Consider the following 23,952-nt stretch of genomic DNA (forward strand, 5'->3'; position numbering starts at 1 on the left):
AATAAAGGTTTTTTTAAAGTCAATTAGATATGGTGGGAACGAATGGGATCGAACCATCGACCTCACGATTATCAGTCGTGTGCTCTAACCGTCTGAGCTACGCTCCCGAAGGTGATATAATTACATTGCTATAATTATATCATATTTTTTTAAAAAGGAAGAAAAAATTACCGTTTTGAAAATTGACGTGCTCTTCTGGCTTTTCTCAATCCGAATTTTTTACGTTCTTTAGCTCTGGCATCACGTGTCAACATTCCAGACATTTTAAGACTTGGACGATAATCAGCTGAAATTTCTAATAAAGCTTTTGCAATTCCTAATCTAATCGCACCGGCTTGACCAGAAATTCCACCACCATGAGCATTAACACGAATATCAAATTCAGAAATTGTATTTGTAATAGCGAGTGGTTGTAGAGCGTCTTTAATTAAAATATCAGATTTTAGGTACTCTTTTGCTATTCGGTTATTAATTTTAAAATGACCATTTCCACGTTTTAAAATAACACGGGCAACTGAAGATTTTCTTCTTCCTGTTCCATAATAAGTTAATTCTTGATTCATTTTAATATTTCACCTCTAATTTTTCAGGGTTTTGGCCTTGGTGTGGGTGTTCAGTTCCGGCATAAACATAAAGATTTTTTCTTTGTTTGTCCCCTAGTTTTGTGTGAGGTAGCATACCATAAACCGCTTTTTCAATTAAAGCAATTGGTTTTTTTGCTCGAAGTTCTCTAGCAGTTCTAACTTTTAAACCACCAGGATAACCAGAGTGTCTATAATATAGTTTTTGATCTTCTTTTTTTGCTGTTAATAAAATTTTTTCAGCGTTAATTATAATTATTTTATCTCCCATATCAACGTTAGGAGTAAAAAGCGGAGAATGTTTTCCGCGCAAACGGCTAGCGACAAACGCGGCTAAACGCCCTAAAATTTGTGACTCTGCATCAATAACAAACCATTTTTTTTCAACTTCATGTGGTTTTATAAACGTAGTTTGTCTCATTTCTACCTTTCTATAAATTTTTTAAAAAGATTTTATAAAAATAATGTAACGACTAAGGGAGGGAGATTTTTAAAATTATACACTATTTTTTGAAATTCAAAACTAAAAAAATAAAAATTATTTATTTTTAATGTTGTCAAAATAAAAATTTGAAATTCTAGCGTAAGTTTCAACATTTATTTCTTGTGGGCGTATTTTTGGGTCAAAATTGAAAAAATTAAAAATTTTTTCAATTTCTTCATGAGACAAAGAATTTTTGAGATTATTATATAATGTTTTTCGCTTGAATTGGAAGCACAATTTTGTGAATTTAAAAAATTGTGCAACTTTTTCAGGGTTTGAATTTTTCCTTATTGAAAAATAAACAATAGCAGAATCTATTTTTGGAACCGGAAAAAAAGAACTTGGCGGTACAACGAAAAACTTTTTTACTTCAGCAACATATTGGCAGGCTAGTGATAATTTTGAGTAAGAAGGTGAGCCTGGTGTTGCAATAATTCTATCAGCAACCTCATTTTGGACCATTATTAAGATTTCATCAAATTTCTCAAAATTATCAAATATTTTAAATAGAATTTTTGACGTTATATAATAAGGAAGATTGCCGATAACTGTTTGTTTTTCAGAAAAATTTAGATCCGAAAGTAAAAAATCCTCATTAATTATTTTTATATTCTTGTTTTTAAATTTATTTTCAAGCAATGGAATTAAATTTTTATCAATTTCATAACAAGTCAAAAATTTAGCTTTTTGGATTAAATATTTAGTCAAAAAACCGGTTCCAGGTCCTATTTCAACAAGATTCTTATCTGCTAGGTCAATACTGTCGACAATTTTTTGTGCAATTTTTTCATCTTTTAAAAAATTTTGACCTAGATGTTTTTTAGGCGATATTTTCAGCATTTTTCACCTTAAAAATTTTTAGCGCATTTTCATAAACAATTTTAGAGAGCTGTCTTTTTGTTAAATTTTTCAAATTAGCTATTGTTTGATAAGTATTTTCAATTTGCGGAGATGTATTTGGCCAAACTTGACGATTAGGTTCGGGACTTAAATATGGTGTATCAGTTTCACATAAAATTCTTGAAATCGGAGTTTGAGATACTATTTTTCTTAGTTCGGCGCTTTTTTTAAAGGTTATTACTCCTGAAAATGAAAAGTAGCAATTTTTTCTGTCAACTATTTCTGTGAATTTTTCATAATTTGTTGAAAAATTATGAAAGATAAAGTTAATTTCAGGAAATTTGTCAATTATTGAAATTATTTGATTAATGGCTTTAAATTCATCAAGTTTGTCGCGAATATGCAACATTACAGCGATATTATTGCTTTTTGCGATTTCAATTTGGGCCAAAAGTGCATTTATTTGTTCTTGTTGGCCAGGGTTATTTTCATAATAAAAATCAAGACCAACTTCGCCAATTGCCACCACATTTTTGTCAATGTATTTTGAAAGGTTATTATAATTATCTGTTGTTTTTATTAAATTTGGATGTATTCCAATAATTTTATATATTTTATCAGAATATGAACTAATTTGTTTAGTTTCTTCAAGGTCCTCTCAAGAAGTTCCAACAACAAACAAAAGTCCAATATTATCGTCAAATCATTTGCTAATTTCTTGTTTAGGATTTTGAAAATATTCCAAAAAAGGATGACAGTGTACATCAGTAAACTTATATTTTTCAATTTCCTTAATTTGGAATGTTAAATCTGAAGAATTTGTCTCCTGAAACTGGGATCCAAAAAAATCTTTAAAAACGGTACTTTGTTGGTCAAGTTTAAGGTAAAAATCCCGTAATTTATAGTGTTTTTTAATAAAATCAAGTATAAATTCTCCAATAATATTAACTCAGTTAGAATCCAAAAGTTCACTAAAAAAAACCAAACTTAAATAGAAAGTCTGTTCTTTTTTAGAAATAATAAAATGAGCTAAACTAAAGTCTAAATTTTTGTCAAAATCAATAATAGTAAATTCATGATTATTTTCAAAATCTTGAAAATAATCCAAATTGGCAACATTAGTTTTACCATTTTTAGTTTTTAAAATTACTTCTAAGTTAAATTTTTTAACCGCATTTAGAAGTAAATTTAAGTGCCGCGGAAAAAATTGTTCAATTTTTAAATACATTATAACTTTTCAAAATATTATTAAAATTAATTATATTTCATTATATAATAATATTTTAAATAAAAAAATAAACAAGGCGAAAAAATGAACATAGATACAAAGAAAAATGTAATTCTTTTTGGAATGAAAAATTCACTAGATTTAGCAACAAAAATTTCAACTCTAACCGGAATTCCACTCTCGGGGATTGAACGAACAGTCTATGCTGATGGTGAAGTTTTGCTAAAATCTAATGAAACTATTAGAAATTCAACTGTTTTTGTTATTGCTAATACTTCAAGACCAGTTAATGAAAATATAATGGAACTTTTAATTTTCATTGACTCTTTAAAGCGAGCTTATGCCCAAGAAATTGTTGTGGTTCTTTCATATTATGGTTATGCTAGACAGGACCGAAAATCATCTGGAAGACAACCAATTACTGCAAAATTAGTAGCTAATTTACTTGAAAAAGCAGGTGTGACTAAACTAATTTTAGTTGATATTCACAATCCAAGTATTCAGGGATTTTTTGACATTTCAGTTGATGAACTTCATGGCCAGTATATTCTTGCAAACGAACTTGTTGGCAAAAATAAGGATTATGTTGTTGTAACCCCGGATCATGGTGGGGCTGTTAGAGCTAGAATTTTAGCAGAAATTTTAGGAAAACAAACAAATGTTGCCGTTATTGACAAGCGAAGAACTGGCACAAATCAAACTGAAGTTCTAGGCTTAATTGGAAACGTTGAAAATAAAGATTGCATCATAATTGACGACATTATTGACACAGGTGGAACTATAATAAATGCTGCAAATGTTGTTAAACAAAAAGGTGCAAAATCAGTAATTTTAGCAGCAACACACGGTGTTTTTAGCCACGGATTTGACAAATTTCAAGAAAATGAAAATATTGACAAGGTAATAATTACTGATTCAATCGATAACACAGAACTTGTAGCAAAATTTGATAAATTACTAGTTACATCTTTGGCTGAATTTTTGTCAAAAAGTATACTAGCATGCATCCATTCAAAATCAATTACAAGTATTTATGAGGAAATTAAGGAAAAATTAACTTTAGCAAACAAAAATTAAAATATTTTCAATGTTTTTATGTATAAAGAAAAAGTAAAGTCACTTGTTGATTTAGATGTATTTGAAAAACTTGAGCAATACGTAAAATTAATCGAATTTTATAATCAAAAATTTAATTTAACCGGTTTTTCAGGCGATATTCTTTGAAAAGAAGGTATTCTTGAGTCCATTGTTACAATGGATTTTATAAGAAATTTTTTGAAAAAAGAAAATATTTCAGAAAAAGTGAGAATTTTAGACATTGGAGCTGGTGCAGGTTTTCCCTCAATTCCTTATTTAATTTTTGACCCAAAAATTGACTTAACCATTTGTGAGTCTATGCAAAAAAGGTGCCAATTTTTAAAAAAAGTATCTGAAACTCTGGGAATTAAATTTAATTTAGTTTGTAAATCAGTCCAAGAAATTGAAAACGACAATTTTGATCTTGTGACAGCCCGAGCAGTTGCAAATCTAGAAAAACTCGATAAAATTGTTAATAAAATCAAGACTAAAAATACAATATTTGCCTTTATTAAAGGCCCAAAAATTTTTGAAGAACTCAAAAATTGCAAAAACTGCGATTATCAGGTAGTAGAATTTGCCAATAATCTTGATAAAAAAATTTTTATAGCATTTAAAAAAATATAAAAAATTTAATACATTTATAATTGTTTTTTATTGTAAAATTATGTCCTAATCAATAATTTTAAATAAAGGAATTAAAATGAAAACAACAAGATATTTTAGTATTGACATTAAATGTGCAAGCTGCAAGGTAGTTTTTGAAAAACTATTTGCAAATTTGGAAGATTTTCAATGGACTGCAAATATCAGTGCAAAAGTTTTGAAAATTACTGCTGACGAAGAAAAATATCCTGACGAATTTATTAGTGAAAAATTAGCTTCTGTTGGTTATGCAAGTGAAAAAATCGACGAATAATAGAAAATTTTTCGCTGACTCTAAACAAAAAGCAAAAATAAAAATATTTATTGAGTTATTAATTTTTATTTTTGCCTTTTTTTCGTTTATTTTTGATACTTTAAATAATTATAAAGTTTTAAACTTCAATCACGATCACAAAATTCATCTAATTTTAGCGTCAATTTTGTTTTTCTTTGCATTTTTAGTTATCTTTCTAGAAAAAAAATATTTTTTAGCATACAAAAACCTTTTACGAAAAATTTTTACAATGGAATTGCTAATAGCGATTGCAAGCCATGTTTCATTTATTTATTCTGCAATTTCATTTTTGTATAAAATAAGCACCGGTGAAAAAATTAGTATGGAATTTTTTGAAGTTTCAATTATTCTGTTCTTATTTTTTAATGCTGGTAAATATCTTGAGGAAAAACTACAAAAAAAATCAAGTTCAGACTTTCAAGGAATACTAAAATTAAAAAATCGCTATTCACATATAATAGTTGATGGCAAAAAAGAACAAATTTTAACTAGTAAAATTACTCCTGGCAATATTGTTTTTGTTCCAAAAGGTGAAGTTATTCCAACTGATTCAACCCTAAATTCTGATTTTGCAACTATCGATTACTCGTCAATTAACGGTGAATCTTTGCCGATTGAATTTGTTAAAAATCAAGAAATTTTGTCCGGAAGTATCAATATTGGCGAACCGATTTACCTAACTTCCATAAAAAAAGCCCAAGATTCATTTTTAATGCAAACAATTAACAGATTAGAGTCTATTTTTGAAACTCCTTCCAAAATTGAAAGAGTTTCAACTAAAATAGTTTCACTTTTTACTCCAACTGTTTTAATTTTGTCATTTTTGGCTTTTGCAATCTGAGTCATAATTGGTTATTCACTTGGTGATTTTGAAAAAATTTATACAGGTTTTACACCTCCGCGAAATTCTCATCCACTTTATGTTGGCGCTCATATAGGAGTTGCTGTTTTGGTAATTTCTTGTCCATGTGCTTTTGGAATTGCAGCACCAATGGCCATTTATTCTTCTTCGATTTTGGCCTCAAAAAATCGAATTTTATTTGCAAATTCAGAGATTTATGAAAAAATTATTACCACAAAAACAATAATTTTTGACAAAACCGGAACTCTAACTGAAGGAAAACCAAAAGTTGTTGAATTTCAAGGTGATTCAAGTTTTTGACCTTTAATTAAAGAAATGGCTCAAAATTCTAAACACCCAATTTCACTTTCAATTCATAATTTTTTGCCAGAACATCAAGAAAAATTTGACAATTTTAAGGTTAGCGAAACTCCTGGCCAAGGTTTGGAACTTATTGATTCAGATTCAAATAAATATAGCCTTATTTCTCATGAGTTTGCAAAAAATAATAATTTTTTGATTGATGATAGTTTCAACTTTGACAAAATAGGAAATTACACGGTTTTTGCTAAAAATGATAGAGTTATTGCCGTTTTTTTAATAATCGATCAAGTTAAAGAAAGTGCGAAAAACGTTGTTAAAAAATTTCAATCTCAAGGGATAAACTGCATTATTGCCTCAGGAGATAATCCAAAAAACGTTGAAAATGTAGCAAAAATATTGGGAATAAAGCAATTTTATGCAAATTTAAAGCCTAATGACAAGTTTGAATTAGTAGAAAAATTAAAAAAGGAAACTCCAATTATTTTTGTCGGTGATGGCCTAAACGATATTTTAGCTTTAAAATCCGCCGATCTTTCAATTGCTTTTGAAAGTGGTTCTAACCTAAGTAATTCAATTGCTGATATTTCCTTATTTGAAACAGATCTTGTTATGGTTTATAAATCAATTGAAATTATCAAAAAAACTAATAAATTAGTTAAATTAAACTTTTTGTGAGCAATTTTATTTAATTCGCTTTTCATACCTTTGGCATTTTTAGGCTTTATAAATCCAGTTTTTTCAATGTCATTAATGTTGTTTTCATCAATTTTTCTTATTGTCAACACAATTATTTTCAAAAAAAGACATCAGAAATTTCTCGAAAAAGCTATTTAAAATTTTTATTTTTGCATTTATCAAATTTACTTGTTTCCAAAATTATCTTAATTTTAACCTATGAATTCATAGGTTTTTTTATGCTTTTTAGATTAAAAATTATTCTTTAGCTTTTTGAAAATAATATAAAAACTCCTGAGTTTGACAGTTTGATGGTAAAATTCACTTTTTAGTGAATATAAATACGCAAAAATACCGGTAAATTAAACTAGGGCAAAGAAAATTAACAGTTTAATATTATTATAACATCATAGCATATTGCTGTGGTGTTTTTCAATTTAAAATCGATTGAATTCTATAATTGTTGTATCAAAATATATAATCTGCAATTATTTTTTTCAGATCTTCAAAAGTTATTTTACTGTAGTTTAACTCGTTTAAGCATTCACTTTTTATAATTGAAAATCAGTATTCAGCCTCCCTATTATCCAAAGAATTTCCTATGCGAGACAACGAAACAGTTCCTCCCATTTTATTTATTTTGTCAATATAGACTTTTGAAGTGTATTGAAATCCATGGTCTGAATGAACAACAAAATCTTTATCAATAGACCTAAATGTCTTTATATTATCCATAACTAAATTAAGATCATTGTTTAGTGATAATTTAAAATCTCTGATTTTTTTAGTTTTATGCTCAATTATTACAGACAAAAATACATGGTTTTCCTTAACATCTCTGGGAGCTTTTATATATGTAACATCAGTAGCAAAAATATTTCTATTTAATTTATCATTGTAGTCGCGTTTAACAATATCCGGCAGTGCGAATTTGGTGTTCTTAATTTCGCTCTTTCTTCTTTGTTTTCTAATTTTGCATACTAAATTCAATCTTTTTAAATGTCTTCCAAGACTTCGAGGATTAATGTAAATATTATATTTTATATAAATATAAGCACTCAACCTTAAGCGACCATATCTACCTTTGTTATCAAGAAAGGATTTTTTAATTATTGCGTCATTTTTGTGTTCCTTTACTTTTATAACTCTAGTTTTAGATTTTGCCACTGCTCGTCTGCATACATTAAAAATTTTTGCAGATTTGCTGTAGGGAATATTTAGTGTTTTGGCTTCACTAAGTTTTCCTGATTTTGATTTATCTTTGTTGGTTTCGTAATATCTCTTAGCTATTTCTATTAATTCTTGTTTTGTAAATTCGTTTCAATCGGGTTCAATTTGTTTTTTAGGTTTGCCACTCCCTGGCTTTCTTCTTGCACCCTTTTTATCTAATAATTGGTCTTGCATACCATTATTATAATATCTAATAATTTTTTTGATTCTTCGAACTAGTTGATCTCTGGTTATAAAATTTGTATCTGGCGAAATATCATTAATATAATTTATTGTTTTTTTTAATCCAAATTCATTGTAAATTTTATAAATCATATCAAACTCGTCTTTTTTAAAGTGTCTTGACATTAGTATTCTCCTTTTTGTTGCATTTGAAAATTTAAAAAAGCTAACACTTTGAGTGCTAGCTTTCTCCTAAAATCGGACAAAAAAAGCCAACACCTTAGTGTTACTTTTCTTTGTCCTAGTTTATTAAATCCGTCTTTTTTGAGGCTAAAATCTTAATTTTTATTAGTTTAAAATTAACCTTTTGCAAAAAAAAAAAAATCCTTGGTCTAAAATAAAATTATGTTATAATAAGTTTCACTTAAGAATAATTAATAAGTATGGATTTTAGAATTAAGGGGGAATTAGTTATGTTTTTTTGCATAAAAAAATCAGAAAATGCGAATTATCCATTATATTTTTAAATATGATGGAATGCCATAAATTTGACCGTTTAGAAATCTACAAATTTATGGCCTTTAATTATTGTTCTTTCAAAACTTCATATATTTTTTTAGGCTCGATGTAAATAAAAACGAGTTTTCTATTTGCATCGAGTTTAAATAGTAGTTATATTTTTTTATGTTTTTGTTATTTTACCCATAATGATTTTTGTGAGTGTTTTAGCTAAAAAAGGTATTTTAAATATTTTATAATTTTGCTTTTTAAGTTAAAACAGTGTTTAAAACTCGACACTTTTTTGAGATTTCTCATCAAACTGGGAAACTCGGGAAAAAATTAGAGTTTATTCTTGAATTAGTATTTATACTGTTTTATTTTCAAAGTTTCTAAGTTCTAATTATTTTTTAACAAGCAAAAATTTAAAAATTAAAAAAAGTAATGAATCATTTTATGAGTCCAAATGCAAAAAAAATGCTTTTTTTAGCGTTTTTTAGGATAAGTTTAATATAATTTACTTATTTTAAAAATTTAATTTATCAAGAAATACCAAATTATGAAGTTAATTAAAATTGAAATTGAAGGTTTTAAATCCTTTGCCGAACCCGTTAGCATCAAATTTGACGGTTCTATTGTTGGAATAATTGGACCAAATGGTTCTGGAAAATCAAACATAAATGATGCAATTAAATGGGTTTTAGGTGAAAAATCAGCAAAACAACTACGCGGCTACAATATGGACGATGTTATTTTCGCTGGTTCAAAAACAGTCGCTCCTGTTGAAAAAGCGATGGTAAAATTAACATTTAGTGATGAAAGTCGCGAAGATTCTGCCCAAATTTTTACAATTTCACGACTTATTAAAAGAGGTCAGGGAACTAATGAATATTTTTATAATGACCAACCAGTTCGATATAAAGATATTCGTAATTTAGCAATTGAGGCTGGAATTTCAAAGTCATCTCTTGCAATTATTTCTCAAGGTACAATTTCTGAAATCGCCGAGTCAACTCCTGAGCAAAGAAAGCTTGTAATTGAAGAAGTTGCCGGAACTTCCAAGTACAAAAATGACAAACAAGAAGCCATTGTAAAACTTGATCAGACCCTTATGGGCATTGAAAAAATTGAAATTCGCGTAAAAGAGCTTGAAAGTCAAACAAAACAACTTGAAAAACAAGCAAAAAATGCCAAAATATATTTAGAAAAATCAAAACAATTAGAATCAGTTGAAGTTGGATTAATTGTTAGCGATATCAAAAAGTATCAAGCTGAATTAGAAAAAATTGACGAGCAATTATCACGCCTTAAATTTGAAGAACCTAAATTTGTAAGCGAAATTGAATCTAATGAAAGAATAATAAATGACAATGTCCAAAAAAGAACACAAACTGATCTAGAAATTACTGAAAAAAGCAATCAAATAAATAATCTTAAAAGCGAAATTAACAATATAAACTTAACTTATGCTAAAATGACGCAACTTCAGGAGATGATATTATCCCAGCAAATTAACGTTAATTTTGAACAAAAAATAGCCGCTTTAAAGCAAAAGTATGATCAAATTCTAGTTGAGAAAGACAATTTTTTGAACTTAATTGACCAAAACAAACAAATAAAATCAGAAGTTACTCAAAAAATTGTCGATCTAAGTGCTAAAAAATCAGAAATTGACTCAAAATTAAACAGTTTAAATTCAGAAAAAATTATAAGTCAAACACAAATTTTTGAATTGCAAAAAACACTTGAATCTAGGTCATTTTTGCCCAAAGGTACAAAAGTAATTGTTGAAAATGGTCATCTTTTTTCAGGCTATTGTGGTCTTGTTTCTGATTTAATTAAAATCCCACAAAAATATACAGATGCAATTGAAACAGCTCTTGGCTCAAGTTTGAAACAAATTGTTGTTGAAAAACCAGAAAATGCCGTTGAAGCAATTAATTTTTTGAAAAAAAATCACGCTGGAAGCGCTACATTTATTCCACTTTCAACATTAAAACCACGATTTATTCCTGATTTGTATTTAACTCACCTTCAGACTCAAGAGAGTTTTATTGGAATTGGTTCTAATTTGGTAAATTATGAGAAAAAATACCAAATTTTAGCTGATTTTTTGCTTGGTGGCGTTATTGTTAATGATACAATCGACAATGTTAATAAAATTTCGAAATTTGTTGATCATAAATTTGTTGTTGTCACCTTAGATGGCGATATTGTCCGCACAAGTGGAATAATTTCCGGTGGTTTTAAACAAAAAAATGATTCAGTTCATTCTTTGGAATTAAGAATTAATGACCTTAAAAATAAAGTGAATTTTTTTGACAAAAAAATTCAAGAATTCAAGGTAGAATCAAATAATCTTGAACAAATCATTAATAAAGAATCTTACCTTTTGCAGCAAATCGAAATTTCTCTCGATGAATTAGAAAATAAATATAATGCTGCAAAAAATGAGCTTGACAAAATTAGAATTGAAAATGAAGGAATTGAAGCTGTATCGCAAAGTGATGAAATTGATTCAAAAATCAATGAGACTTTAAAACAAAAAATCGAACTTGAAAATTCAATTGCATCCCTTGAATCTGAACTAAAAATTTTAAACCGGGAAAAACAAGAATATGACTCCCAAATTTCAAAATTAACAGTTTTAGTTCAACAACTCAATCAAAGTCAGCGAAATGTTAACGCCGAATTAAATCAAAATCAAACAAGCAAAGATAAATATGAGTTTCTTTTATCAAATCTAAAAACCACCTTGTCACAAAAATATAATCTCACCTTTGAATCAGCCCTTGAAACACACCAATTAGAAATTGAAACTCAAGATGCACACGACCTTGTCAATAGTTTAAATTCGGAAATAAAAGCGTTAGGAAATATAAATCTTGATGCAATTGAAGATTTTCAAACCACATCAAATCGACTAGAAAAATTAAAAACTAGTCAGCACGAACTTGAAGTGGCTAGATCAAAAATTTTAGAAGTAATTTCTGATCTTGATAAAATTATAATCGCAAAAACGCAAGAAATTGTTGACCTTGTAAATTCTGAATTTAACTTAGTTTTTCAAAATATGTTTGGTGGCGGAAGTGCTAAAATTTACTTTAGTGACAAAAATGATATTTTGAATTCTGGAATTGAAATAAGCGCTCAACCGCCAGGCAAAACTATCAAAAACATCCGTCTTTTTTCAGGTGGTGAAAAAGCAATAATCGCAATTTCACTATTATTTTCAATTATAAAAGCCCGTCCAATTCCGCTTTGCATTCTTGACGAAGTTGAGGCTGCCCTTGACGAGGCTAACGTAATTCGTTATGTTGAATTTTTAAAGCAGCTAAAACAAAAAACACAATTTTTAATTATCACACATCGTCATGGAACAATGTCGCGCGTGGATCAACTTTTAGGAATTACAATGCAAAAACGCGGAGTTAGTTCAATTTTTTCTGTTGAACTTTCCAAAGCAAAAGAAATTTTAAAAGACGAACTTCAATAATTTTGCAATTTATTATAATAAAAAGCAAAATTATGATATAATTATATATTTACTAAGATTTATTTTTTTTAAAAGGAGCCAAAATGCCAAGAGAAGGACTAACATTAAGATGCATTGATTGCAAAATGGAAAATTATATCACTAAAAAAAATAAAAAAACAAAACCTGAAAAAATTGAAGTAAAAAAACATTGCCATAAATGCAACAAACACACTTTACACCGTGAGAAAAAATAATATGAATCCTAAATATTTAAATAAAGCTTTTGAAGAAAATAATTTAGATGTTATAATTTCATTTTCTTACCAAACTCGCCTTTGATTGACAAAAGTTTCAGCTACTGATGGTCTTTTATTTATTCAAAAGAGCGATTCTTATTTGTTTGTTGATGGCCGTTATATTGAAGCAGCCCAAAAAAATGCTAAAAATTGCCAAGTTTTACTAATTACCAAGCAAAATCTTGAAGACTTTTTAGCCCAAAAAAGATATCACCGAATCGGAGTTGAGGCTGAATATTTAACAGTCGAACAACTTAATAAAATTAAGCAGTGATTTCCAAATTCAGAGATTATCAATTTATCAGCTCAACTTTTTCGAATTATTAAAACTGACGAAGAAATTCAAAACATTCAAAAAGCAGTTAATATTTCACTTGAAGCCTATAGCAAAATTTTGCCAAAAATTCAACCAGGACTGACTGAAAAATCAGTTGATATTGAACTAAATTATCAAATGAAATTACTTGGGGCTGAAAAAGAATCTTTTGATTCAATAATTGCAACCGGTCCAAATTCAGCAATGCCTCATTGAAGAGCAAGTTCGGCAAAAATTCTTGACAATGATCTTCTAAAAATTGATTTTGGCGCTCTTTATAATGGTTATTGTGCTGATATTACTAGAACTTCATATCTTGGAAAACTTGATTCAAAAAAAGAGGAAATTCTTGAAATAGTCAAAAAAGCTGCAGAATTAGGGCGTAAAAAAGTTGCCCCAGGTGTTAAGGCATCAGAAATTGACAAAGTCTGCCGTGATTATATCGACCAAAAAGGTTATGGACAATATTTTGTTCACTCAACTGGTCACGGAGTTGGAATTGATATCCACGAATTGCCTGTTGTTAGTGCCAATAGTGATACAATTTTAGAACCAGGAATGGTTATAACTGTTGAACCTGGAATATATATCCCCGGACTTGGTGGTGCGCGAATTGAGGATGTTGTTCTTGTAACTGAAAATGGATTTAAAACACTTTCTCGCGAAGAAGAATAATAAAAACCTTATTTTTTAGCAAATAAAATTAGCAAAAAAATAAAAAAATTAATTAAAAATATGTTATAATATTTAATTAATTTGGTGGATGTGGCGAAGTGGCTAACGCATCGGGTTGTGGTTCCGACATACGCGGGTTCGATCCCCGTCATCCGCCCCATTTCTTTAAATAGACCAAAAACAAAACTAGACTTTAAGCGGTCTAGTTTTTTATATTTAGAATTTTTCCCTGACTTTGGCAGTTTAATGGCAAAAATCCGCTTTTTAGTGAATGTAAATACGCAAAATTAGCCGTAAAATTCGTGGTTTTAACGGTAAAACCTTAATCTTTATTATTTTGAAATTAACCCTTTGAAAAAAATGCTTGGCTTAAAATAAAATTATGTTATAATAACCATCACTAAGAATAAATTAATAAGTTTGATATTGAATTAAGGGGGAATTAATTATGTTTTTTGCTTAATAAGCTCAGATAGTGCGAATTTTCCATTATATTTTTAAATATGATGGTATGCCTTAAATTTACCCGTTTAGAAATCTATAAATTTAGGGCTTTTAGTTATTGTTCTTTCAAAACTTCATATATTTTTTTAAGCTCAATGTAAATAAAAGCGAGTTTTCTTTTTGCATTGAGTTTAAATATTAGTTATATTTTTTTGTGATTTTGTTGTTTTGTCGATAAATTGATTTTCGCTTGTAAACTCGGAAACTCGGTTTTTTGTTATAATAAAAAGCCCTTAAAATCAAAGGACTTTATGATTTTAAGGGCTTATCTTAATAATTAGGAAAATTTTTAAACATGCAAATTATTAAGAGTTCATAATTTGACGAATTTTATCGATTATTTTTTCTTTTGTAATTGTGTGGAAATTTTCGCCTTTTGCTAACGGAACAGTAATATCATATCCAGTAAGACGAGCAGGAGCTGCTTCTAAATATTCAAATGCTTTTTCGTTAACACGAGTTATAATTTCGGCTGAAACTGAAAAAGATTTAACAGCTTCGTGAACAACTAAAATACGTCCAGTTTTCTTAACTGATTCGATAATAGTTTCAGTATCAACTGGTTTAATTGTTCTTAGGTCAATTAGCTCAACATCAACTTCTTCAAGTCCAGGAGTTGAACTAAGAGCTTGAATAGCGGCGATTGATTCGTGAACTTGAGCACCGTAAGTTACGAGTGTTAAGTCATTTCCTTCTTTAATTACATTAGCTTTTCCAATTGGAACTTCGTAAATTCCAGCAGGAACTTCTTGTTTAAATGCACGGTATATTTTTTTTGGCTCAAGAAATACAACCGGATCTGGGTCATTAATTGCGGCAATTAAAAGACCTTTAGTGTCATATGGAGTTGAAGGCATAACAACTTTTACTCCAGGAATGTGCGCAAAAAGTGCTTCAATTGCTTCTGAGTGGTGCTCTAGAGCACGAACTCCACCTGCCATTGGCATTCTTAAAACCATTGGCACAGTAAACCGACCACGAGAACGGTTACGATAACGGACTGCATGAGCAAAAAGTTGTTGAAAGGCAGGGTATGAGAAACCTTGGAATTGCATTTCTGCAATTGGACGTAGCCCGGCAATGGCTGCTCCAACTGCAACACCACAAATAGATGCTTCGGCTATTGGGGCGTCTCAAACACGATCAATTCCGTATTTTTTTTGTAATCCTTCAGTTGCACGGAAAACTCCACCTTCAAATCCAGCATCTTCTCCTCAAAGAACAACGCGAGGATCTTTTTCCATCATTAAATCAATAGCATTTGTAACTGCACCGATATTATTTAGAGCAATTTTATCTGAATTTGCCATTATTTAACTCCTTTAAAAAATTCGATTGCTTCTTGTTTTTGTTCTTCAAGTTCTGGAGGTAAGGTCTCGTATGTGTAATCGAAAATTTCATCGATTGTTGAATCTAAACCAATTAGAGATTTTTCGTAAGTTTCTTTAACAACAGCTAAAGAATCATCTCAAATTTTTTGTTTTTCTTCTTCAGTTAAAATGCCACGATCAAACATGTATTTTTCAATACGGTGCATTGGCTCTCATTTTTCGTGTTCTTTTTCTTCTTCTTCAGTGCGATAAATTCTTGGGTTATCGGAAGAAGTGTGAACACCTTGACGTCAAGTAACAAATTCAACAAGAACAGGACCATTTCCGGCACGAGCATAATCCACTGCTTCTTGAATTACTTCGTAGGAAGCTAAAAGGTCATTTCCGTCAACACGAACCCCAGGCATTCCGGCAGCTTTTGCTTTTGCAGCAATTGTGGAAGCGGCATTTTCGTATTTATTAGGTGTTGAAATTGCTCATTGGTTATTATTTACGCAAAATACAACAGGTCATTTTCAAATACTTGCAATATTTAGAGCTTCGTAAAATTCACCTTCAGCAGTTCCACCATTACCAATAAAACTCATTGAAACAATTTTTTTACCGGTTAATTTAGCAGCATAAGCGATTCCAGCAGCATGTGAAAATTGAGTTCCGATTGGAATGTTAATTGGTAAAACATTAACACCTTGAGGAATTACGTTTCCTTTTTCACTTCCGTTTCAGTACTGCATTTGATTTATCATTGGAACACCAAGATATAACATTGTTGCATTTGAACGGAAAGCAGGAACGAATCAATCTTCTTTTGTAAGCGCCATTCCTGAAGCAACTTGGAGAGCTTCTTCACCAAAGTTAGGGGCAAAAGTTAACATTCGACCTTGACGTTGAAGTTGGGTCATATAAACGTCTTGTTGACGTGATAAAACCATAAATTCATAGGCTTTTTTGATTTGATCAGCAGATAATCTAATATCTTTTTTCTCATCAAGTTCGCCAAAAACAGTCGAAGTTAAGAGATTTCCATCAATATCGAGATACCTAATCATTTCATGGTCTTTGTCCATAATTTGGTCAGGTTTCACGTAACGAAATTTTTCCATGAATCTCCTTTTTTATATTTTTTTAATATTTTGAATTATAAACTCAAAAAAAACAAGAAATTTTTTTAATTTGAGCTTATATTAATATTATAACAAAATTTAAAAATATTGTTATTTATTTTTTAAGGCTAAAAATTACTTTATTTTAATGAGTGAAGTAACCTCATAATTTTCTAATTTTTTTCGACCTTCTAATTGTTCGAGCTCAATTAAAAAGATAATTTTTGAAACAATAGCTCCGGCATTTTCGATCATTTTTGTGATGGCATTTACAGTTCCTCCAGTTGCGAGCACATCATCAATAATAGCCACTTTTTGGCCTGGTTTGATCATTCCGGTTTGAACTTCTAAAATTGCAGATCCATATTCTAAATCATAGGCAAATTCTTCGACATCACCTGGCAATTTCCCTGCTTTTCTAACCATTATGAATGGTTTTGAAAGAAAAGCGGCTGTTGGTGTTCCGAATAAAAAACCTCGAGCATCTGGCCCAACAATAATATCAACATCCTTAGCAAGCGATGCCATTTCAACAATTGCATAATTTAAAGCTTTACCATTGGCAAGTAATGGCGAAATATCTTTAAAGCTAATCCCTTTTTTTGGGAAATTATCAACTGTGCGAATAAAATTTTCTAAGTTAATTTTCATAACTTTCTTATATTATATTTATAATTTGCTTTTTTTAACAGTTTTTTTTATTTTTTTTGCTAAATAGGTTCAAAATACCGGAAAAACAGGAACAATTATAAATGAAATAAGAACAATAACTTTTGTAACTCTAGTTTTTAGAATTAAGTTAAAATTTTCAATTTCGAGTTGATAAATCAAAATTGTAAAAAGATCGACAATTGGCACAACAACTGCAAATAATAAAATTAATGAAATGCAAATTACAGAAATATAACCAAAAAACAGGAAGTATTTTTGTTTTTCAACAGCAATTTTTTTTGTTTTTCGATTTTTAATACATCCATAAATAGCAGCAGCAATCAGTAAAAAACTAATCAAAGCCGATCAATTGCCAGTAATATCTGCAAATGAATATAAATTATTTAATTTTTGACCATAAGTTCCATATTCTTGATCATCAAAGCCAAAAACACCAATAAGTGTAAAAATAATTAGAGCCAAGACTGAAAAAATAATTAAAAAATAAGTTGAAACAACAGGTTTATTTAAATTTACATATTTTTTTCACCTTTTGAGCAAAAAAAACTCGTTTTTGTGAATTAATTCCTCAAGTGCCCGCGGACCCCACAATGTAAAAACATTGATAATTCCAAGAAGACTAATTCCAATTAGTAAAAAAGTTGTCCCTAAAATTAATTTAATTGTAAGTGGATGCCATTTTAATTCATTTTTTGCAATATTAATAAATGACGAAATTGAACCATCGCCAACAATTGAAGTTGCAATTGCAATAAAAAGATATATTATTGTCGTGATTCCAATTCCTAAAAGAATAGCAATTGGCGTTTTTTTAGGCTCTTTCATTTCCGATTGCAAACCAGCGGCAGTAAAAAATCCTTCATATGAAAAAAATATTCCAGCCATTGAAATTAAAACACCAACGCCAGGCAAACTCGAGGAAATTGAAACTCCTTCAGTTTTTATTTTTTCAACACTTGCAAATTCAGGTTGAGAAAGAAGTTTGTTTGAACCACCTTGAAAATATAAAATAAATCCGACAATAACTGTCACAAAAATAGGGATAAATTTTGCAATTAAAATAATTTTATTGTGAAATTCAGCAACTTTTGTGTTTAGACTAATTATAAAAAAGTAAATAACAATAGCAATTGAAACAACCAAAACAATAACTCAGTCAAATTTCATATTTCAATCACTAGATGATTCAAGGCCAAAAGCTGCAATTGCATCTTGCAAAATTTGCATAAAATAAACAGGCAGAACAAAATAAGTAAAGGGTAAATATAAATAAATTATGAAATTTTTCGAAATTTGAAAAAAACTCTCAGAATTAAAGAGTTTATTTCAAATAATGACAGATAAATTTGATTTTTTTGTTGCAGATGAAATTTCAATTAATGCAATTGCCATGGCGACAATTGCAAAACAAGCAAAAACTCAACTTCCAATTGCAAGTCCAAGATTATAACCTGAATTTTCAATAACAGCCTTGGATTTAAAAAAGATTCCCGCACCTATACTTGCGCCAAGGACGATTAAAAGAGCGCCAAAAAAGGTGATTTTCTGAGACTTGTTCTTTCCAAGCGTTCCTGTTGCCATATTTTTCCCTTCTTGAAGTTGGATGATATTATACCATATTTTTCAAAAAGTTCTATAAATTTAAAGCTTTTTTACTCTTGAATCAATGGCAAAAAATATTTTTTCACTAAATTTGTCTTGTCTTCTCCCATAATTGAAAAAGGCGAGTCTATCCCAAATTCATCGTATTTATCTTTTAAATTTTCTGTAAAAAATTGGAAAAATTTGGCATAAGCTAACTGATTATTTATATAAAGTTTGTCTTCATTTAGAAAAACATAGTCAGAATTCATCGAATAGTGAATTTTAGGGTCAAAAAACTCTTTCAAAAATTGATTAATTTGGTTGGCTAATGACTTCAGAGTTAAAAAATTATTTTCTTTAACAGTTTTTAGTTTTTGTTTAAGTGCTTGAATTTCTTGGTCAATTTTTTGAACTAAAGCGGAAAAATCACTCTTTTCAGGTTTATTTTTGTCTTCTTTTTCAGATTTGGCTTTTAAGTTTTCTTTTTCTTCAAAAAGTTCTTTAATTTGCTGACTTATTTTATTTTCTTCCTTTTCTGACTCATCTGATTTTATAGCAAAATCAATGATTGAAATAATAATATTTCTTGTAAGTTCTTGACTTAAATTAAGAAAATGCAAGTAAAATCTAGCAAAATTTATGTGTAAAATTAGTTTAATGACCGGGTCTCACTGTCTTTTTTGAGCTATTAGTTTTTCTTCGATAAAAAGATATTTTTCCTTATTTTTTAAAAATTCTTCTAAACTTTTTGACTTATATATGTTTATTTGTTCTTCGTAAAATTTTTGATCATCTAAATTATTAATATTTAAGTCTGTTATATCAATAGTTCCAAAATTTTCATCAAAATATTGGGCATCATCATTTGCACCAAGATTTAAAGTTAGGTCAATATTTTTAATTTTTTCTTTTAAACTAAGAAAAAGAACCTTTTTTTGGCCAAAATCCATGTTAGTATTATATGTATTAAAAAATTGAACTAGAATTTCTTCAAGACCAAAATAATCTTTTTCCTCAATTTGCCCAATTTTTAGCTCTTCAATTTTGCTTTGATCTAAAATTCCGCTAAATTTTGTCCTTGGTTTTTCTTGATTTTTTGGCAATCCTTTCATAATTGTTTCAAAAACAAACGGTTTTAATTTATCTGTGCTACTTTTTATTTTCCCCTTGTTTTGTGAATGGATCGAGTTTATATTAATTTTAAAGCAGCTTACAAATAAAAAAACAGGCAAAATCCAGGTTAATTTGAAAAAAAAGAAAATTTTAATATTTTTTTTGAGTTTATGCATTATAATTTATATTCGCTGTTTTTATCTATATTTTTTTAAAACAGTGAAAAAAGCGATTTTTTTACTTTTTTTTAGGAAAAAATCTAAGTATAACTGATTTTAATTTGGTTGTTGGTTAGGCAAATTAAAAAAATATTAAAAAAAAACTTTTTTTCTTTTTTTTGTGATATAATGTTATATGCTTTTAACTGAACAAACCATTAGTGCTCGAGTGGTGGAATGGTAGACACAAGGGACTTAAAATCCCTTGGGAGTAATCCCGTGCTGGTTCGAGTCCAGTTTCGAGCACCAAAAGCGCCCTTAGCTCAGCAGGTAGAGCAAATGACTTTTAATCATTGGGTCAGAGGTTCAAATCCTCTAGGGCGTACCATTTCAAATTTATTTGTCCAACGTTTTTTATAATTTTTCATTAAAAAGGCTTAAAATGTCAAAAAAAATAGCAATTTTAACTTCTGGTGGTGACTCACCAGGAATGAATTCTGCTATAAGTGCTATCGTTAAGTCCGCACTTAATTCAGGATTTGAACCATATTTAATTTTAGAAGGCTACCTTGGAATTTTAAATAAAAATATTATATTAGCCTCTGAATTTCCGTATAACGGTATCTCTAGTTTTGGTGGCACAGCAATTGGTTCTACCCGTTTTCCGGAATTTAAAGACGAAGAAATTCAAAAAAAAGCCGCAAAAATCTTAACAGATATGGGTATTTCTTCTTTAATTGTTATTGGTGGAGATGGAACTTACAAAGGTGGTTATAAACTTCATTTGCAAGGAATTAAAGTAATCGCTCTACCAGGAACAATTGATAATGATATTCAATTTACTGATTATACAATTGGATTTGATTCAGCTTTAAATACAATTGTAGAAAGTGTTGACAAATTAAGAGATACTGCTAATTCCCATCGACGTTGTTTTGTTGTTGAAGTAATGGGGCGTCATTGTCCAGATTTAGCTTTGTATTCAGCAATTGCAACCGGAAGTGAAATTGTTATTACTAACACAAATCCTCTAAGTGCAGAAGAAGCATCAAAAATTGTTCTTGAGCAATTTAAAAAAGGTAAGCCGAGCGTTATCATTACAGTTTTAGAGTATGTTTTACCAAATTTAAAAGAATTTGCTGCTCAAATTGAAAAATTAACTAATATAACAACAAGAGCTTTTGAAGTTGGACATATTCAAAGAGGCGGAAGACCTTCGGCATTTGACCGAATATTAGCAACCAAGATGGCAATGAAAGCAATTGAGTTAATTGATGAAGGTAAATCTGGACTTGCAATTGGTTATTTAGACGGAAAAATTCAAGCTCACGATATAACCGAAGTAGTTTCGACCTCAGTTGAAAGAACAAACGAATTAGCTCAAAAAATTAACAAAATTAATCAAAATTAATTTAGAAAAGGTATAAAATGCGTAAAATTAGAAAACTTCAAATGCAAAAAAGGCGAGAAGCACGAAGACTTAAAACTTCTAAAGCCGCTAAAAAATTAAATGCAAAATTGCAACTTTTAGTGGAAAAAAGTTTGCAATAATTTAAAAACAGTTAAATAAAAAAAGGTGAAAATCACCTTTTTTTATTTAAGAATTTAAACTGAAAAACTAAAAATTAACTATTTTTTCAGGAAATCAATAAAAATTCTATTGAAATATTCAGGATTTTCTGTGTAAATCAAGTGACCAGTTTTTGGTATGATTTCGGTTTGGACGTGCGGAATTAGACTTTCAAAATATGACTTAGTTTCTTGTTGTAGAACAATTCCATCTTTTTCGCCTAAAACAAGAAGTGTTGGACATTTTATTGATTTAATTCCGTCCTCAATTTGATCCATCATATTATTTTTTAGTAAATTTTTACTGAGCGTTACAATATAATAATTATTAAAATACTCGTAATTAAAGGTAGCTTTTGCTCATTCTAAATATTTAGGATCTTTATATTTTTCTTTATCATACTCATAAATTGGCAAAAATTCTAACATTTCTTCAGGTGTTTTTGGGAAGAATTTTTCGTAAAATAAATCTTTTAGAGGCAAATTAGCTTTATTCATTGGGCCAATGAAAACCATTTTTGAAATTAATTCAGGAATTCTTTTATAAACTAAAGCGCCATATCCGCCTCCCATTGAGTGGCCGACTAAAACAACGTTTTTAATATTTAATTTTTTAATAAATTCAACTGTCAAATCTGCATAATAATCAACATAAAGTTGATTGTCTTTTGCGGGAGTTAAATTATTTCCTGGAAGTGTGTAGGCATAAAAATTTACGCCAATTTCTTTGCTAATTGACTCAATTACAGTGCCAAAAATTTTATGACTTGAGTTAAATCCGTGGCAAAAAACAATATTAATTTTATTGTGCGGACTTTGATTAATAATAAAAGGGTAAGGTCAAATTGAATTAAACATTTTCTGATCTCCTTTATGATTTTCTGTGTATTAAAATATGTATTTAAGATAATTTTTTGTATATTTAAAAATAATTATAAAATAAAAAAGTTTTTTTGATTTTTTTATTTCAAAAAAAAATAAAAAGTGATATAATGTTAGTGCCACTAAAATAATAACCTTGTAACCTGGTCAGGATAGAAATATAGCAGCCATATCGAGAAGTATTGTGTTTAGTGGTCTTTTTAATCTTTGAAAAGGTAAAAAAACACTATGTCTTCTCGACAATCTAATAAATCAAGCAATGCGCATTGTTCTTGTTCTAATCAGAAAAACCATAATTTAGCTAAATGCTTAAAAAATCAACTTGTTTTACGTGCAGAGCGTGAAATTTTTCATCATAATCAAAGCAAAATAAACCTGAAAAATTTCTGGAAAAAACGAACCCTTTCAATCACAATGATGGCTATTTCAGCATTATTTTTTACATTAGGGGTCATTTTTTTCTTAGGAGTTGCAAAAACTGTCCCAACAGGTGTTTCAGCAATTCCAGCACTTACTATAATAATAATTAATTCTCAATATCAAGTAAGTATTGGCTGAAGTTTTGCAATAATTTACTTTGTTATTAATATTCCTTTAATAATTTTTATTTTAGTTAAAGTTTCAAACAAAAGTTTTAGCTATCTTACATTCATTTGGCTATTTTTTCAAATTGTTTGAAACCAGGTTTTTTCTCTTGATACCCCAATAAGAACATTTTTAATTAACAATATTTTAATTCAAGGCCAACAAGGTTCTTGGACTATTTTCTATTATACAATTATTGGCGCCATTTTGTCTGGTTGATCTATCGGAATGGCTTGAAAATTCGGTGGTTCTTGTGGAGGAACTGATTATATAACTTATTATATTGCGCTAAAATATCGCAAGCCTATTGGCAAAGTTATGTTCAGTATTTCGATATTTTTTGGGATTTTTTCAATTATTATCCTTTATTTTCTTGAACCTTCACAAGTTGATGGTCAACTTTTGGGTCAAAAATTAGCCGCTGTTTTTATTTATTTAATTGTAAGTTCGTCAATCGTTAGCCGAATTTATCCAAAATACGGAAAAATTCTTTTACAAATTTATACTAATCACCCAGAAAAAATTGTTGAACATCTTAAATCAATAAAATATTGGCACTCATATAATATTTGAGAAGGTGTTTCTGGATACACCGGCCAAAAACAATGAAGAGTTGAGACAATTATTTACATAATTGAAAAAAACGCAATTTTAGAAGAAGTTGCCAAAGCAAACGTTAATTTTTGGTATTCAGCAACTAAAATCTTACAAACAACTGACCGTTTTGATGCAACAAAAATTAATTAAATTTTTGCCTTTTGATTAATTTTTGTTTTTTAGTTGAATATTTTTTACACTAGTTTTAA

The 23,952-nt window shown here is 29.0% G+C and carries 21 protein-coding genes, 4 tRNA genes and 1 other RNA gene; 14 read left to right on the forward strand and 12 right to left on the reverse strand.

The features are described 5' to 3' along the window. Positions 1-30: 30 nt before the first annotated feature. The 5 genes from V3249_RS01150 to V3249_RS01170 all read right to left on the reverse strand — a co-directional run bounded on the left by V3249_RS01150 (position 31) and on the right by V3249_RS01170 (position 3,133). A tRNA-Ile gene (locus tag V3249_RS01150) sits at positions 31-107 on the reverse strand. 60 nt (positions 108-167) lie between these two features. Continuing rightward, entirely contained in the window at positions 168-563 is a 396-nt protein-coding gene (rpsI, locus tag V3249_RS01155; protein WP_010321069.1) for a 30S ribosomal protein S9, read from the reverse strand. 1 nt (position 564) lies between these two features. Next, positions 565-1,002: a 50S ribosomal protein L13 gene (gene rplM, locus V3249_RS01160; protein WP_044284471.1), complete on the reverse strand. Its 438-nt coding sequence runs from the start codon at positions 1,000-1,002 to the stop codon at positions 565-567. A 117-nt stretch (positions 1,003-1,119) separates the two neighbouring features. Then, on the reverse strand, positions 1,120-1,905 hold the full coding sequence (gene rsmA / locus V3249_RS01165) for a 16S rRNA (adenine(1518)-N(6)/adenine(1519)-N(6))-dimethyltransferase RsmA (protein WP_337896960.1): 786 nt from the start codon (positions 1,903-1,905) through the stop codon (positions 1,120-1,122). Beyond that, positions 1,886-3,133 (reverse strand): TatD family hydrolase, encoded by a 1,248-nt coding sequence (locus tag V3249_RS01170; protein ID WP_337896959.1) that lies wholly within the window; start codon positions 3,131-3,133, stop codon positions 1,886-1,888. The genes rsmA and V3249_RS01170 overlap by 20 nt, the downstream gene beginning before the upstream one ends. An 84-nt stretch (positions 3,134-3,217) precedes the next feature. Here V3249_RS01170 and V3249_RS01175 point away from each other — a divergent pair, with 84 nt between their 5' ends. From V3249_RS01175 to V3249_RS01190, 4 genes are all read left to right on the forward strand, one after another. Next, complete coding sequence (locus V3249_RS01175; RefSeq protein WP_337896958.1) at positions 3,218-4,210, forward strand: ribose-phosphate pyrophosphokinase; 993 nt, start codon at positions 3,218-3,220, stop codon at positions 4,208-4,210. 18 nt (positions 4,211-4,228) lie between these two features. After that, on the forward strand, positions 4,229-4,837 hold the full coding sequence (gene rsmG, locus V3249_RS01180) for a 16S rRNA (guanine(527)-N(7))-methyltransferase RsmG (RefSeq protein ID WP_337896957.1): 609 nt from the start codon (positions 4,229-4,231) through the stop codon (positions 4,835-4,837). Between the two features lie 76 nt (positions 4,838-4,913). Then, a complete protein-coding gene (locus tag V3249_RS01185; protein ID WP_337896956.1) occupies positions 4,914-5,129 on the forward strand; it encodes a hypothetical protein in 216 nt (71 codons plus the stop codon). Next, positions 5,104-7,149 (forward strand): cation-translocating P-type ATPase, encoded by a 2,046-nt coding sequence (locus V3249_RS01190; protein ID WP_341517596.1) that lies wholly within the window; start codon positions 5,104-5,106, stop codon positions 7,147-7,149. Before V3249_RS01185 ends, V3249_RS01190 begins: the two co-directional genes overlap by 26 nt. A gap of 240 nt (positions 7,150-7,389) precedes the next feature. On the opposite strand, the gene V3249_RS01195 is transcribed toward V3249_RS01190, so the two are convergent. Next, positions 7,390-8,568: an IS3 family transposase gene (locus V3249_RS01195; RefSeq protein WP_341517597.1), complete on the reverse strand. Its 1,179-nt coding sequence runs from the start codon at positions 8,566-8,568 to the stop codon at positions 7,390-7,392. Positions 8,569-9,439: 871 nt separating this feature from the next. Here V3249_RS01195 and V3249_RS01200 point away from each other — a divergent pair. From V3249_RS01200 to V3249_RS01215, 4 genes are all read left to right on the forward strand, one after another. After that, the gene (locus tag V3249_RS01200; RefSeq protein WP_337896848.1) at positions 9,440-12,376 is read left to right on the forward strand and encodes an AAA family ATPase; all 2,937 of its coding nucleotides are present in this window, start codon (positions 9,440-9,442) and stop codon (positions 12,374-12,376) included. An 83-nt stretch (positions 12,377-12,459) separates the two neighbouring features. Then, positions 12,460-12,612, forward strand: a complete 153-nt coding sequence (rpmG, locus tag V3249_RS01205) for a 50S ribosomal protein L33 (protein ID WP_010321078.1) — start codon at positions 12,460-12,462, stop codon at positions 12,610-12,612. Position 12,613: 1 nt separating this feature from the next. Further along, complete coding sequence (locus V3249_RS01210) at positions 12,614-13,645, forward strand: aminopeptidase P family protein (protein ID WP_341517598.1); 1,032 nt, start codon at positions 12,614-12,616, stop codon at positions 13,643-13,645. A gap of 84 nt (positions 13,646-13,729) precedes the next feature. Continuing rightward, positions 13,730-13,805: transfer RNA gene (locus V3249_RS01215), tRNA-His, on the forward strand. Positions 13,806-14,454: 649 nt separating this feature from the next. On the opposite strand, the gene V3249_RS01220 is transcribed toward V3249_RS01215, so the two are convergent. The 5 genes from V3249_RS01220 to V3249_RS01240 all read right to left on the reverse strand — a co-directional run bounded on the left by V3249_RS01220 (position 14,455) and on the right by V3249_RS01240 (position 19,951). Further along, positions 14,455-15,459 (reverse strand): alpha-ketoacid dehydrogenase subunit beta, encoded by a 1,005-nt coding sequence (locus tag V3249_RS01220; RefSeq protein ID WP_157356366.1) that lies wholly within the window; start codon positions 15,457-15,459, stop codon positions 14,455-14,457. Then, positions 15,459-16,583: a pyruvate dehydrogenase (acetyl-transferring) E1 component subunit alpha gene (gene pdhA / locus V3249_RS01225; RefSeq protein ID WP_341517599.1), complete on the reverse strand. Its 1,125-nt coding sequence runs from the start codon at positions 16,581-16,583 to the stop codon at positions 15,459-15,461. Before pdhA ends, V3249_RS01220 begins: the two co-directional genes overlap by 1 nt. A gap of 135 nt (positions 16,584-16,718) precedes the next feature. Then, positions 16,719-17,234: an adenine phosphoribosyltransferase gene (locus V3249_RS01230; protein WP_252262965.1), complete on the reverse strand. Its 516-nt coding sequence runs from the start codon at positions 17,232-17,234 to the stop codon at positions 16,719-16,721. Between the two features lie 18 nt (positions 17,235-17,252). Next, on the reverse strand, positions 17,253-18,836 hold the full coding sequence (locus tag V3249_RS01235) for an amino acid permease (protein WP_337896852.1): 1,584 nt from the start codon (positions 18,834-18,836) through the stop codon (positions 17,253-17,255). Positions 18,837-18,907: 71 nt separating this feature from the next. Then, positions 18,908-19,951 (reverse strand): hypothetical protein, encoded by a 1,044-nt coding sequence (locus V3249_RS01240; protein ID WP_337896853.1) that lies wholly within the window; start codon positions 19,949-19,951, stop codon positions 18,908-18,910. 382 nt (positions 19,952-20,333) lie between these two features. Between V3249_RS01240 and V3249_RS01245 the strand changes: the two genes are divergently transcribed. The 4 genes from V3249_RS01245 (at position 20,334) to V3249_RS01260 (ending at position 21,661) form a co-directional block, all read left to right on the forward strand. After that, positions 20,334-20,419, forward strand: a tRNA-Leu gene (locus tag V3249_RS01245). Positions 20,420-20,422: 3 nt separating this feature from the next. Beyond that, a tRNA-Lys gene (locus V3249_RS01250) sits at positions 20,423-20,498 on the forward strand. 54 nt (positions 20,499-20,552) lie between these two features. After that, on the forward strand, positions 20,553-21,521 hold the full coding sequence (gene pfkA, locus V3249_RS01255) for a 6-phosphofructokinase (RefSeq protein WP_337902661.1): 969 nt from the start codon (positions 20,553-20,555) through the stop codon (positions 21,519-21,521). Positions 21,522-21,538: 17 nt separating this feature from the next. After that, the gene (locus V3249_RS01260; RefSeq protein ID WP_258825113.1) at positions 21,539-21,661 is read left to right on the forward strand and encodes a hypothetical protein; all 123 of its coding nucleotides are present in this window, start codon (positions 21,539-21,541) and stop codon (positions 21,659-21,661) included. Between the two features lie 78 nt (positions 21,662-21,739). Here the strand turns inward: V3249_RS01260 and V3249_RS01265 are convergent, their stop codons facing one another. Then, positions 21,740-22,537: an alpha/beta fold hydrolase gene (locus V3249_RS01265; protein WP_252262961.1), complete on the reverse strand. Its 798-nt coding sequence runs from the start codon at positions 22,535-22,537 to the stop codon at positions 21,740-21,742. A 135-nt stretch (positions 22,538-22,672) separates the two neighbouring features. Between V3249_RS01265 and ffs the strand changes: the two genes are divergently transcribed. Both ffs and V3249_RS01275 read left to right on the forward strand, forming a co-directional pair. Continuing rightward, positions 22,673-22,770: signal recognition particle sRNA small type (ffs, locus tag V3249_RS01270), an RNA gene on the forward strand. 19 nt (positions 22,771-22,789) lie between these two features. Then, positions 22,790-23,893 carry a YitT family protein gene (locus V3249_RS01275; protein WP_337902660.1) on the forward strand — a complete coding sequence of 368 codons (1,104 nt, stop codon included), beginning with the start codon at positions 22,790-22,792 and terminating at the stop codon, positions 23,891-23,893. The last annotated feature ends 59 nt before the right edge of the window (positions 23,894-23,952 follow it).

The sequence above is a fragment of the Mesomycoplasma ovipneumoniae genome (assembly GCF_038095995.1).
GTDB classification, from domain to species: Bacteria; Bacillota_I; Bacilli_A; order Mycoplasmatales; family Metamycoplasmataceae; genus Mesomycoplasma; species Mesomycoplasma ovipneumoniae_F.